The organism is Umezawaea sp. (genome assembly GCF_057122925.1).
Genome location: NZ_DBNGPQ010000186.1, coordinates 1 through 13,940, shown reverse-complemented (window position 1 = coordinate 13,940; position 13,940 = coordinate 1). Strand labels below are relative to the sequence as shown.

The following is a 13,940-nucleotide window of genomic DNA, read 5'->3' as shown; positions in this document are numbered from 1 at the left end:
CGCACATCACCCGTGAGCAGCGGCTCCCGTACGAGGTCGCACGGGTCGGTCCACCCCTACCGGCTCGCCGATGAGCCCGAGCCGCTGGGCCGCCACCCCCGCCTGGAACCGCGTCTCGACGCCGAGGATGCGGTAGATCTCGGATATCCGCCGCGCGAGCGTGCGCGGTGCGAGGCACAGCCGACGCGCAATCGAACGGTCAGGCAGACCGATCGCCAACATCTGCATGAGCTGGAATTGCTGCTCGTTGAGCATGGCCAATTCAGGTGAGAATTTCCCCGCGCTTCCCCGCTGCTGCGGGGAGCTGATCCCGTCCACTCGGGTCGAATTGTCTGAAATAGTCATGGTCTCTCCATACCCACGCGAGCGGAACCTGGACCGACACGTTCACGGGGCCTGGTTCCGCGGCGGAACTCGAAGGGCGCGGCCCTGGCGTCCGCCTCAGCGTAGGCAGAAGCGTGTGGAGAAAGAGTGACCAAGTAGTGACGCACCAGTGACGCGGGTCGTCAGACCGGCGACAGCGCTCGCGGCACGTGTCGCGCAACCATAGAGCCACCGACGGGACCGCACCTCCCCCTGGCAACAAAACGCCACGAGAACGCCTGTTCAGGGAGGGTTCCGCCCGTAGTGTGCCGGGTGCGCACACCCCCTTCCCCACCGCGCGCACCGTCCCGTTCCGCGCCCCCGGCGCGAGCGGGCGGGACGGCCCCCGAGCGCCTGCCGGCCCCCCGGTCGCGCGCTCGGGGGCCGTCCCGGACTCCTCCGCCGTCACGCGGGAAGCGCTTGCCGCCACCGCGGGGGCCGCACCGACCGCACACCCCGCCCGCGTGCCGGAAGTGCCCGCCGCAGAACGGTTCACGGGACCTCGGAGATCACACCGAAAGCCACCGCCATGATTGTTCCGCCGCTCCCCGCTCGTTGCGCAAACAACGAAATGAGCATCCCCGAGTCGAGACCCCCACTCCTCGGGTCGCACTAGGATCGCGTCAGTGGTCCTCATCGGAACGTCGCCCGTGACGGGCACGTCGTCGTTCACCGGGGTAGCGGCGCGCGGAACGCGAGGGGGGGTTGCCGGGATGTCGACCGCGCACGGCGGCTCCTCGCGGATCCGGTTCTCCGTGCTCGGTCCGCTGCGGGCGTGGCACGGGGACGACGAACTGGACCTCGGGCCGCGGCAGCAGCGCCTGCTCCTCGCGGTGCTGCTGGTGCACCCGGACCAGCCCGTCGGCCTCGGTGAGCTGATCGCGGCGCTGTGGGGCGACGACGCCCCCGCGAGCGCGGCGAACGTCGTGCACCGGCACGTCGGCCAGATGCGCAGGGTGCTGGAACCGGACCTGCCGCTGCGCGCGGCGGGCGGGTGGCTGCTGCGCGACGGCGGTGGCTACCGGCTGCGGGTCGACGCGGCGTCGTCCGACGTGCCGCGGTTCCGGCAGCTCGTGGCGGGTGCCCGTGCCGCCGCCGCGCGGGGCTCGGACGTCGAGGCGCTGCGGCTGTTCACCGACGCGGTCGAGCTGTGGCACGGCCCGTGCGCGCACGGGTTGCGGCGGGGACCGCTGGAGGACCAGGACTTCGCCGCGCTGGACCGCGAACGCGTGTCGGCGGCGGTCGAGGCGGCCGACACGGCGCTGCGCTGCGGCGCCGCGCGGGACGTGCTCCCCCTGCTGCGCAAGGTGTCCCCGCTCGACCCGCTGAACGAGGAGCTGCACGCCAGGCTGATCCTCGCTCTGGCCGCGTCGGGGGCGCGGGCCGAGGCGGTCGGGGTGTACCGGTCGCTGGTGGAGCGACTGGCCGACCAGCTGGGCATCGACCCCGGTGCCCGGCTGCGGGCGGCCCACCAGAAGGCGCTCGGCGGCGACTCCCCCGAGCCCGTCGCGGTCCGCCCCGCCCAGCTGCCGAAGGACCTGGCGACGTTCAGCGGGCGCGACGCCGAGCTGGCCGGGATGGTGGCGTCGCTGCGCGACCCGGACCGGCCGATGTCGCTGGCCCTCATCGACGGCATGCCGGGAGCGGGCAAGACGACGGTCGCGGTCCGGCTCGCCTACGACGTGGTCGCCGACTTCCCGGACGGCCAGCTGTTCGTCAACCTGCGCGGCTACGACCCGAGCGGCTCGGTGATGGAGACGGCGGAGGCGCTGCGCGGTTTCCTCTACGCGCTGGGCACGCCGAGCAGCCGGATCCCGGCGGACCTCGACGCGCAGACCGGCCTGTACCGGAGCCTCCTCAAGGGCAAGAGGATGCTGGTGGTGCTGGACAACGCCCGCGACGTCGAGCACGTGCTGCCGCTGATCCCCGGTTCTCCCGACTGCCTGGCGATCGTGACCAGCCGCGACAGGCTCACCGGGCTCGTCGCCACCGAGGGCGGCCAGACGTTCACGCTGGACCCCATGCCGGTCCGCGAGGCCCGCGCGATGGTGGCGCTGCGGCTGGGCGAGGCCCGCAGCGCGCGCGAACCCGACGCGGTCGACCGGATCGTGGGGATGTGCGGACGGCTGCCGCTCGCGCTGGCCATCGTGGCCGCCCGCGCGGCGACGTACCCGGACGTGCCGCTGAGCGCCATCGCCAGGGAGCTGCGCGACGCGCAGGGCGGCCTGGACGCGTTCGCCTACGACGACACGAGCGACCTGCGGGCGGTGTTCTCCTGGTCCTACCGCACGCTGAGCCCCCGCGCCGCCCGGTTGTTCCGGCTGCTCGCGCACACCAGGGGGCCGGACATCTCGCTCGCCGCGAGCGCCAGCGTCCTCGGCGAGGACCCGAGGACGACGCGGGCAGCGCTCGCCGAGCTGAACCGCACCCGGCTGGTGACCGAGCACCTGCCCGGCCGGTTCCAGTTCCACGACCTGGTGCGCGCCTACGGGTTGGAGCTGGGCGAGGAGCTGGACACCGAGGAGGACCGCGCGGCGGCGCGGCGGCGGACGGCCGACCACTACCTGCACTCCGCCCACGCCGTCCGCCTGCTGCTCAAGCCCCACCAGGCGGCCGTGCCGATCGGGGAGCCCGCGCCCGGCGTGACACCGGAGACGGCGCCGAACGCCGACCGCGCGATGGCGTGGTTCTTCGCGGAGCACGACGTGCTGCACGACTTCGTCGAGCACGCCCCGGCCGACGGGTTCGGCGACCACGCGTGGCAGGTGGCGCTGGACATGCAGGAGTTCTTCCAGCGCAGGGGCATGCACCTGTCGTGGGCCGCGACGATGACCGCGGCGCTGGCCGCCGCGCGCGGCACGGGCGACCGGGTCGGCGAGGCCCGGACGTTGCGCAGCCTGGCAGGCGCGCACTACTTCACCGGCGACGTCGACCGGTCGCTGGAGGTCCTGCGCGCCACCGAGGAGCTGCTCGCCGAGCTGGGCTGGGTCGGCGAGCAGGCCTACGTGCAGCGCAACATCGGCGACGTGCTGGCCAGGCGGGGCCGCGGCGACGGGGGCGACCACCCCACGGCGTTCGCGCACTACCGGCGCGCCCACGCGCTGTACCAGGACATGGACCACCCGCAGGGCGTGGCCATCGCGCTGGAGGGCATGGGGGTGTGCGCGCTGCGCCTCGACCGTTCCGACGAGGCGCTGGAGCTGTTGGACCGGGCCATGTCCACGTTCCGCCTCGCGGGCGACCTCCACGGCGAGGCGAACTGCTGGTCGGAACTCGGTGCGGCGCACGCGAGCCTCGGCGGGCACGGGGAGGCGATCACCTGCTTCCGGCGCGCGGTGGAACTGCACCGCGCGCAGGCCAGCCTGGTCGGGGAGGTCGAGGGCCTGGTGCTGATGGGCGACGCGCTGGCGGGCTCCGGCGCGGGCACCGAGGCCCGCGCGGTGTGGTCCGAGGCGGCGGACCTCATCGAGAACGGCCGCATGGCAGGGGTCGGACCGTCCCTGTTCTCGGCGGACGAGGTCCGGGAGAGGATCGCCCGACTGGATCAGGCCTGATACTTTGACCCCGCTGCGCCCCCGTGCCCCATTCGGCACCAGAGGCGTCCGGGGGTGACCGTCCAGCAGATGAGCACACCGACGCCTTGAGGAAAACAGTGAAGGTGCAGGAAACGAGCGGCAAGCAGGTGCACGTCGAGCTGCTGGGCCCGGTCCGCGCGGTGCTCGGCGGTGTCGAGATCCCACTGGGCCCCAGCAGGCAGCGAGCCGTGTTCGCCGTGCTCGCCTCGCGCGCGGGCCAGGCGGTCTCCCGCGAGGAGCTGATCGACCAGGTGTGGGGCGAGTCCGCACCGGTCAGCGCCCCCGGCAGCGTCTACACCTACGTCTCCGCGCTGCGTCGCGCCCTCGCCGAGGCCGGGGTGGCCGACAGCAAGGAGACGCTGTTCTCCACCAAGCACGGCTACGCGCTGCGGCTCGACCCGCACCGGGTCGACACGGTGGCGTTCGACAAGCTGTTCACCCGCTCGCAGACCCTGGCGGGCTCCGGTGACCACCGCGGCGCGGCGGGCACGCTGGAGCAGGCGCTGGGCCTGTTCCGCGGCGAGCCCTTCTCCGGTGTGCCGGGCCCGTTCGCCGACCACATGCGCACCCGCTGGGCCGAACGCCGGGTCGCCGCGGTGGAAGCGCTGGCCACGTCCCGACTGGTGCTGGGCGCGCACGTCGAGCTGGCCGCCGAACTGGGCGCGCTGGTGCAGGACTACCCGCTGCGCGAGTCGCTGCGGGCGCTGCTGATGATCGCGCTGAGCCGGGGCGGACGGCAGGCCGAGGCGCTGGCGGTGTTCCGCGACGCGCGCGAGACCCTGATGCGCGAACTCGGCACGAAGCCCGGTCCCGCGCTGCGGCACGCGCACGCCGTGGTGCTCAGCGGCGAGGAGGCCGCGAGCCCCGCCGACTCCGTCGAGGACGAGCCGGAGGAGGAGCCGCAGGCTCCGAGCGTGCTGCGGCAGGCCAACAGCCAGGTCTTCGTCGGCCGCGAGGCCGAGACCGACCGCCTGCGCGCCCGGCTGGTCGACGTCGCGGCGGGCGTCGGCGGCACGGTGTGGATCGAGGGCGAGCCGGGCATCGGCAAGACCGAACTGCTGGCCGTCGGCCTCGCGGACGCCGAGCACCTCGGCTGCCACGTCGGCTGGGCGGTCGCCGACGAGCTGGCGGGCCGGTTCCCCCTCCAGGTGCTGCTCGAATGCCTCGGCGTCGACCAGTCCTCTTCGGACCCCGACCGCGCCGACCTGGCCCGCAGGCTCCGCACGGGCGAGCCGAGCAGCCGAGGCACCGATGACGACGACCCGATCCAGAGCGCGGTGGACCGGCTGCTCGCCCTGGTCGACCGGATGTGCCACCGGGCGCCGACCGTGCTGGTGCTCGACGACCTCCAGTGGGCGGACGAGTCCTCGGTGTCGCTGTGGCGGCGCCTGGCCGCCGCCACCCGCCAGCTGCCGCTGCTGCTGGTCACCTGCTCGCGGTCGCGTCACGGCCGCACGGAGCTGGACCAGCTCCGCTCCCGCGTCCGCGCCAACGACGGCGACGTGCTGGTCCTCGAACCGCTGACCTACGCCGACGTGGACTCGATGACCGCGGACCTGGTCGGCGGTCGCCCCGGCCACCTGCTGCGCAGGCTGACCGCGCGGGCCGCGGGCAACCCGCTGTACCTGCGGGAGATGGTGGGCGCGCTGGTCCGCGAGCAGGCCGTCGACCTGATCGACGGCGTGGCGCACGTGGACGAGGCGCAGGCCGACGACGCGCCGCGCACCCTGTTCGCCGCCGTGCAGCGGACGTCCCAGTCCCTGCCCGAACGCACCCGCGAGGTGCTGCGGTGGGCCGCCGTCCTCGGTGCCGAGGCCACGATCGCGCAGATCGCGAGCCTGTCCGGCCGCCTGGTGCCCGAGGTGGCCCGCGCGGTCAAGGACGCGATGGCCGCGAACGTGCTCGGCCACGGCGAGCCGCGGCTGGTGTTCCGGCACCCGCTGCTGCGCGAAGCCGTGTACGTCAGCATCACCGCCCCGATGCGCGGGGTGCTGCACAAGCAGGCCGCGAAGGCGCTGGCCGAGGCGGACGCGCCGCCGAGCCGCGTCGCGGAGCAGCTCGTGGCCGCCGCGTCGGACCTCGACCCGTGGGTCGGCGACTGGCTCATCGGGAGCGCGGCGGAGCTGTCGAACCGGGCGCCGCTGATCGCCGCCGACCTGCTGGAGCAGTCGCTCGACCTGGTCGGGCCGGGGGACCCGAACCGGGAGCTGCTGCTCACGGCGCTGGTGCGCGTCCTGTTCCGCCTGGCCCGCAACCCCGACGCCGAGGCGCGGCAGGCGCTGGCGATCTCCACCGACCCGGCGCGCTCGGCCGAGCTGCGCCAGCTGCTCGCGGCCACGCTGCTGCGGCAGGACAAGCGGGAACTGGCGCTCCGCACGCTGACCGAGGTCGAGGTCGACCCGTCGGTGCCGAAGATCTGGCAGCTCCGGCACAAGTCGCTGCTGGCGCACCTGCGCCGCGACGTGACCTACATCGACGAGGCGGAGGTGAGCGGCAAGGCGGCGCACGCCGAGGCCGTCGCGAACGGCGACGCCTACCTGATCGCGCACGCGCTCCAGACGCTGTGGCTGGTCGAGTCGGTGCGGCGCAACCACCGGGCCGCCCTGCGGTACGTGGACGACGCCATCGCCGCGGTCGTGGACTCGCCCGAGCTGGCCGGGATGTACTTCAACCTGCTCGACAACAAGATGTTCACGCTCCAGAACCTCGACCAGCTCGACGAGGTCGACGTCGCGCTGGCCACCGTGGACGAGCTGACCGTGAAGCACGGCCTGCCGGTCGGGCCCCAGATCTCGGCGGCGGTGCACCACTACTGGACCGGCCGCTGGGACGAGGCCCTGCTCGCACTGGACACGGTCTCCGAGGACGGCCCCGCCATCAGCTACAGCGGCCTGGTCGACCCCGGCCCGAACGGCCTGCTGCTGCACGGCGTGTCCGCGCTGATCGCGCTGCACCGCCACGACAGCGCCACGTCCGCCGCGCACCTGGACGCGGCCGACCAGCTGCTGGTCGTCACGGCGGCCGAGCGCGAGGCGTGCGACTTCCTCCTGCTGGCCCGCTCCCTCGCCGCCGTGCAGGGCGGCGACGTGCGGCGAGGCCTGGACGCCGTGAAGCGGATCCTGAACCCGGCGTACGCCGACATGATGCTGCGGCACCAGTGGCTGCCGGACATCCTGCGGCTCGCGCTGGACGTCGGCGACCACGAGCGGGTGGCCGAGGTCATGGAGGTCGCCGAGATGGAGGCGGCCCGCGAGTCCGTGCCGACGCGGGCGTACACCGCGCTGCACCGGTGCAAGGCGCTGGTGACCGGTGACCCCGAGCCGGCGCTCGTGGCCGTGAGCCACTACCGCCAGGTGGGTCGCCGGGTGGAGCTGGCGGCGGCGCTGGACGAGGCGTCCCTGCTGCTGGCGAAGGCCGGGAAGCGGGCGGACGCCCGTGCGGCCTACGCCGAGGCGGCGGAGATCTTCACCGAGCTGGACGCCAGGTGGGACCTGGCGAGGGCCCAGGCCAGGATGGACGAGTTCGGGATCCGCCACGAGGTCGCCGCGTCCGCTCGCGCGACCGGAGGCTGGGACACGCTCACCCCGGTCGAGCGCCGGATCGCCGAGCTGGTCGCGAGCGGTCAGTCCAACCCGGACATCGCGGTCCGGCTGTCCCTGCCGCGCCGCATGGTCCAGGCCCACGTCACCCGGATACTCGGGAAGCTCGGCGTGCGGTCGAGGTCGCAGATCGCCGAACGCCACCACGAGCTGGGTCGCTCGGCCACCGGTCGCTGACGGTCGCGTCCCACTTCGCGGCGCGGTCATCCCGTACGGCGTGGTGCTGAGCAGATGCACGTGCACAAGGACCCTGACAGACGAATGACCGGGGCGTGCGGTCGCCCCGGTCCGTCCAACGCGCACCCGTACCGGTGCGCGTTCCTCTCCTGCCGGCGATCGTGCGGTCGATCGCCGTTCCCGAAAAAACGGTGTCCGCCGGACCGGTGCGCTCACGTGGCGGCGCGCGGTTCCTCGGCGGCAATTAGGTCAAACGGTGAACGAACTAAAGGTCACTCGGTGAACGAAACGAACTTACGTGAACTATACGAACATTCGCGTGTCAGATGACGCCCGCGCGCAACGCGTATGCGACGGCGTGCGCGCGGTTGCGCAGCTTCAAGCGGTTCGTGACGTTGTAGATGACGTTCTTGACGGTCCTCTCCGAATACTGAAGTTCTTTCGCGATTTCGTCGGTGCCCCACCCCTCGGCGATCAGCCGCAGGACGTCGACCTCGCGCGGCTCCAGGCCCGCGACGTTGAGCCCGTTGGGCGCGAGCACCTCCCGCTGGAGCATCTCCACCCTCTTGAGCAGCTTGCCGAGGATGTCGCGCGGCATCACGCCGTTGCCCGCGGCGGCGGCCATGATGCTGTCCACCAGCTGGTCACCGGTCACCGCGCTCCTGGGCAGGATCGCGACCACACCGCACTCCACCACCGCGAGCAGCGGCGCCTCGGTGAGTTCGCTCGCCATCAGGACGGTGGGCACCGTGCGTTCCGCCGAGAGCGCCCGGAGCCGGTTCATGGCCTCCGACGTGAGCCGCTCGGTCGAGAACACGGCGACGTCCGCGTGACCTGCTTCGTGCTTCTCGACGACGACCATTTCGGGGCGTGACTTGAGGTAGCTCGTCAGCCCCACGTAGGTCATGGGGTCCGTGCTGTGTACGACGACCCGTACCCGTGCCATGAGTGCCTCCACACTTCGATCTCTGAATCGAAGTGTGGCCAAGCGACCTCTATGAACTCTTGACGACGCGCGCGCGACGGACGCCGCAGTCTTGACGACGCGTGAACTTACTATGAGAGCGTGCCCCACGAGCCTCGAACTGTCACGCGGTTTTGATACATCGTGGCCTTTTGACCTGCGATGCCTGCCCGGAAGCACTTCCGCCCTCACCGTTCTCGACGCCGCCTCCACGACCTTGCAAACTCCGTCTCATTTCGTCGGAACTCGTCAAGGTACTGGCGGGTAAGCCCTTCCCGAGGCCCTTGACCCGTCATTCATCAACGATGTTGCCTTTTCAACGCAAGGGTTTTCGGCCTCACGACCGGTAAAGTGGACTTCTGGCACCAGCGGTGCCCGCGTGGGTCAGCGGACGCGTTGCGAACCAGGAGCGGCGGAGATGTCGACGGAGTCAGCCGAACCGCTGCGGGTCCAGTTGCTGGGCGCGGTGCGCGCGTGGCGCGGGGACACCGAGCTGGCGCTGGGCTCCGCGCGGCAGCGGGCGCTGTTCACCGTGCTGGCGATGCGCGCGAACCAGGTCGTGACCCGCGAGGAGCTGGTCGACGCCATCTGGGGCGAGTCCCCTCCCGGCGCCGTCGACAGCAGCCTCTACACCTACGTCTCCCGGCTGCGGCGCGCGCTCGAACCCGTCCGTTCCAAGTGGACGGGCGGGCAGATGCTGGTGTCGGCGGGCTCCGGGTACAGCCTGCGGCTGGAACCGGGCCTGCTGGACGTGCGCGAGTTCGACCGGCTGCGCGAGGTGGCGCAGCAGTGCTGGGACCGCAGGGACGCGGCGGGCGCCAGGGCGGCGCTGGACGCGGCGCTCGTGCTGTGGCGCGGCGACGCGCTCACCGGCATCGACGGCCCGTTCGCCGCGCTGCACCGGGGCAGGCTCGCCGAGCTGCACCTCGACGTCCTGGAGCGCAGGGCCGAGATCATGCTGGAGTCGGGCGACCTCACGGCCGCCGTCGACGAGCTGTTCGACCTGAGCACCGCCTACCCGCTGCGCGAGACGCCGAGGGCGCTGCTGATGCTGGCGCTGCACCGCTCCGGGCGCGGGCTCGAAGCGCTGGAGGTGTTCCGGGAGACCAGGGAGGTCCTGGTCGAGCAGCTCGGCATCGAGCCGGGCGCGAAGCTGCGCAAGGTCCACGACGAGATCACCGCGGCCCACGAGCGCGCGGGCGGCGCGCCCGCCGTCGGGCCCCGGTCGCCGATCCCGCCGTACCCGGCGGTGTTCGTCGGCCGCGAGGCCGAGCTGTCCGCGCTGCGCACCGCGCTGCACGACGTGCAGGCGGGCAGGGGCACGGCCGTGTGGGTCGAGGGCGAGCCGGGCGTCGGCAAGTCCGCCCTGCTGGCGACCGGTCTGGCCGACGCGGTCGACCGGGGCTGCGAGGTGCTGTGGCACGCGGGAGACGAGGTCGGCAGGCGCTTCCCGCTGAGCATGGTCCTGGCCTGCCTGGACATCGACTCGCTGTCGCCGGACCCGCGCCGGGCCGAGTTCGCGACGGGGCTGCCGGGCCGCGCGGTCGAGCCCGCGTACCCGTGGGAGTCCGAGGACACCGTGCTGGTGGCGGTCGACCGGCTGATCGGCCTGGTGGACCGCGTCGTCGGGTTCGTCGACGAGCTGTGCGCGGACGGTCCGGTCGTGCTGGTGCTCGAAGACCTCCAGTGGGGCGACGACGCCAGCCTGCTGGTGTGGCACCGGCTCGCGAAGGCGACCCGGCACCTGCCGCTGCTGCTCGTCGGCTCGTGCAGGCCGCACCCGCGGCGGGCCGAGCTGGACCCGCTGCGGACGATGGTGTCGATGGGCGGCGGCGAGCTGCTGCGCCTCGACCCGCTGGACGACGCCGCCTCGGCCGAGCTGGTCCGCAGGCTGCTCGGCACCGAGCCCGGTGCCGAACTGCTCGCCACGACCGACTGCGCGGGCGGCAACCCCCGCTACCTGGAGGAGATCGTCGACGCCCTGGTGCGCGACGACGCCGTGGCCGTGTTCGACGGCGTCGCGGACATCGCGCACGACCGCGCCCGGTACCCGGCGCAGCCGACGGTGAACACGGTGGTGACCAGGCGGCTCGACCACCTCGACGACACGACCAGGGACGCGCTGCGGTGGGCCGCGCTGCTCGGCGTCGAGTTCGACCTCAGCGACCTCGCCACGGTCATGGGCAAGCAGGCCTCCGAGCTGCTGCCCGCCGTCGAGGAGGCGTCCGCGGCGGGCGTGATCGGCGAGTCCGGCCAGCGGTTCGCGTTCCGGCACACGCTCGTGCGGCGCGCGCTGTACGAGGCGATCCCCAAGACCGTGCGGGTCGCGCTGCACCGGCAGTCCGCCGAGACCCTGGACACCGCGGGCGCGCACGTGGAACGGGTGGCGGAGCAGCTGCTCGGCGGGCCCGTCCCGGCGGACGCGTGGGTCGCGCAGTGGCTGCTCTCGCACACGAACGCCGTCGCGGGCCGGTCGCCCGCCCTCGCGGCCGAGCTGCTGGCGGGCGCCGTGACGGACCCGAGCCTGCGGGACCGGGCGCGCGAGGCGCTGACCACCCGGTTGGTGCGGCTGCGGTTCTGGCTGGGCGAGTGCCCCGCGACGGACGCCCGGTCCGTGCTGGCCACGACCGACGACCCGAACCGGGCCGCCGAGATGCGGCTCGTGCTCGCCTACCTCGACCACGGCTCGGGCGAGGGCGAGCGCGCGGCGGCGGCGCTGCGGCAGGTGTCGGCCGACCCGTCCGTGCCCGACCGCTGGCGGGCGAGGCACCGTGCTCTGCTGGCCGCGGTCGCACCGTCCACAGTGGTCCGCGAGGACCCGTTCTCCCGCGCGTTCGCCGCGGAGCGGCTGTGGGAGGAGGCGTCGGCGCAGGGCAGGCACCGCGACGCGCTGGCCCACGTGCAGGAGGCGCTCGCGGCGCTGGCGGGCGACGCGGCGCACGTGGACCTGGAGCTGTGCCTGGCCGAGGACAGGGTCCACACCCTGCACAACCTCGACGAGATGGACGAGGCGGGCCGGACGCTGGACGGTGCCCGCAACACCGTCGTCCAGCGCGGCCTGTCCAGCGGACCGCACCTGCCCGCCGCCGTGCACCACTACTGGCTCGGCCGGTGGGACGAGGCGCTGGCGGAGCTGGACGCGGTGGTGCGCGACCGCCCGGAGATCACCTTCCACGCGGTGCGGCAGCACGGCTCGATCCGGCTGCTGCACGGCGTGCGCGCGCTGATCGCGGCGCACCGCGACGACTCGACGGCGCTGGAGACGCACCTCAAGTCCGCGGCCGAGTACGAGCGGTCCTCCGCCGTGGTCCGCGACGACTTCCTGTCGATGGCGACGTCGCTCGCCGCCGAGCAGCTCGACCGCCAGGACGAGGCGCTGAGCGCGCTGCTGCCGCTGCTCGGCGACGACTACCCGCCGCTGGTCCCGCGCCACCAGTGGCTGCCGCGCCTGACGCGGCTCGCGCTGGACCTCGGCGAGACCGGTGTCGCGCGGAGCGCGCTCGCCCTGTGCCAGCGGGGCGCGGACCGCGAGCAGTCACCGGCACGGGCCGCGGTCGCGGCGCAGTGGTGCCGGGCGCTGGTCGACCGCGACCCGGTCGCGCTGGCGGCGGTCGCCAAGCACTTCGGCACCGTCGGCCGCAAGGTCGAGCAGGCCGCCGTGTCGGAGGACAGGGCCGTGCTGCTCGCGGCGGAGGGCCGCACCGAGGACGCGCACACCGCGTTCTACGACGCACTGACCGTCTACACAGGACTGGAAGCGGCCTGGGACGTGCGCCGCGCCGAGTCGCGGCTCAAGCCGTTCGGCATCCGCTGGCGGGTGGGCGGCCGCAGCGCGGTCGACGGCCGCCCGCTGGACCAGGTCGAGCGGCGCGTGGCGGACCTGATCGCGGCGGGCTGGCCGAACTCGGACATCGCGACGAGGTTGAGCATGTCCCGCAACACCGTGCAGGTCCACGTGACCAGGCTGCTGGAGAAGCTCGGCGTCGACTCCCGCCTGGGCGTGACCCGCCGGGTGGTGCAGCGGCACGCGGGACGCGTTCCCACCGCCTGACGGACCGTCCGCGGTGCGTCCGCCGCAGCGGTGGCTACCGTTCGGCGCAACAGCTCCCATTCGTGTTTCCGCCGAGGTGCGCGGGGGTAGAGACGTCCCACGCGCACGACCGTGGAACGGATGGACATGCTGAGCTCGTACCTGGAGAACATCCGCACCGGCTTCTTGGCCTTCGTGGGGATCGGCGCGCTGGTGCTGCTGCCCCTCGTGGCGCTGCACTACTACCGGTTCGGCCGGATCGAGCCGCGTCGCGCGGTCGTGCTCTACGGCCTGATGGCCTACGGCCTGGTGGCGATGGCCCTGATCTTCCTGCCGTTCCCCGACCGGGCGAACCTGTGCCAGGGCGACCAGATGCTCTCGACCGTCCCGTTCCAGTGGGTGACGGACATGCGCAACAACATGGAGGCCTACGGCCGGTCCGGTGTCGTCGCCATGGCCACGTCCTCGGCGTTCGTCCAGCAGGCCTTCAACGCCGCCCTGTTCGTCCCGCTGGGGATCGTGCTGCGCAAGGCCTACGGCAAGGGCGTGCTGGCCACCGTGTTCATCGGTCTCGGCGTCTCGCTCATCGTGGAAGTGGTGCAGTACACCGGGAACATGGGCATCTACCCGTGCCCCTACCGCATCTCCGACGTCGACGACCTCATCTCCAACACCTCCGGCTCCCTGCTCGGCTGGATGATCGCCCCGGTGGCGATCGTCGTGCCCGCGCTGCCGGACCCCGACGAGGCGGTGGTCCGCCCCGGCACGGTGAGCGTGCCGCGCAAGGCGCTGGCGCTGGCGGCGGACGCCGTGGTGTTCCTGGTGCTCGCCCGGCTCCTCTTCCCGACGAACGGGTGGCTCCAGGTGGGCCTGGCGGTGGCCCTGCGCGTGGTCCTGCCCGCCGCCACCGGCGGCTGGACCCTGGGCAGCAGGCTGATGCGCTACCGCATGCGCGCCCTGGACGGCGGCCGTCCGTCCCCGGCGAGGGTCGCGGTGCGCGAACTCCTGGGCGTGACCGGACTGGTCGCCTACTCGGTGCTGCTGTCCCCGCACCTCACCAGCTGGACCGGCTTCGGCCTCGACCTGGCCGCCGTGGCGCTGGTGCTGCTGGGCTCCTTCGCCACCCCGGCGTTCCGCCGCGACCAGCTGGGCTGGAACGAACGCGTGGCGGGCACCCGCGGCGTGCTGCTGGCACCGGTGCGCACCCCTCTGGCAGCGCGCTGACCGCCTGC

6 protein-coding genes are annotated in these 13,940 nt (G+C 73.1%); 4 read left to right on the top strand and 2 right to left on the bottom strand.

What is annotated here, in order from left to right; all coding sequences use genetic code 11:
• Positions 1-6 precede the first annotated feature (6 nt).
• Positions 7-345 carry a response regulator transcription factor gene (locus AC156L_RS41090; RefSeq protein ID WP_330881834.1) on the bottom strand — a complete coding sequence of 113 codons (339 nt, stop codon included), beginning with the start codon at positions 343-345 and terminating at the stop codon, positions 7-9.
• A gap of 731 nt (positions 346-1,076) precedes the next feature.
• Here AC156L_RS41090 and AC156L_RS41085 point away from each other — a divergent pair.
• Positions 1,077-3,917: an AfsR/SARP family transcriptional regulator gene (locus AC156L_RS41085; RefSeq protein ID WP_330881832.1), complete on the top strand. Its 2,841-nt coding sequence runs from the start codon at positions 1,077-1,079 to the stop codon at positions 3,915-3,917.
• A 98-nt stretch (positions 3,918-4,015) separates the two neighbouring features.
• Positions 4,016-7,714, top strand: a complete 3,699-nt coding sequence (locus AC156L_RS41080; RefSeq protein WP_330881830.1) for a BTAD domain-containing putative transcriptional regulator — start codon at positions 4,016-4,018, stop codon at positions 7,712-7,714.
• Positions 7,715-8,036: 322 nt separating this feature from the next.
• Here the strand turns inward: AC156L_RS41080 and AC156L_RS41075 are convergent, their stop codons facing one another.
• Positions 8,037-8,660 (bottom strand): helix-turn-helix transcriptional regulator, encoded by a 624-nt coding sequence (locus AC156L_RS41075; RefSeq protein ID WP_330881828.1) that lies wholly within the window; start codon positions 8,658-8,660, stop codon positions 8,037-8,039.
• A 436-nt stretch (positions 8,661-9,096) separates the two neighbouring features.
• Here AC156L_RS41075 and AC156L_RS41070 point away from each other — a divergent pair, with 436 nt between their 5' ends.
• Positions 9,097-12,729: a BTAD domain-containing putative transcriptional regulator gene (locus tag AC156L_RS41070; protein WP_330881826.1), complete on the top strand. Its 3,633-nt coding sequence runs from the start codon at positions 9,097-9,099 to the stop codon at positions 12,727-12,729.
• A 120-nt stretch (positions 12,730-12,849) separates the two neighbouring features.
• Positions 12,850-13,932 (top strand): VanZ family protein, encoded by a 1,083-nt coding sequence (locus AC156L_RS41065; RefSeq protein ID WP_330881824.1) that lies wholly within the window; start codon positions 12,850-12,852, stop codon positions 13,930-13,932.
• The last annotated feature ends 8 nt before the right edge of the window (positions 13,933-13,940 follow it).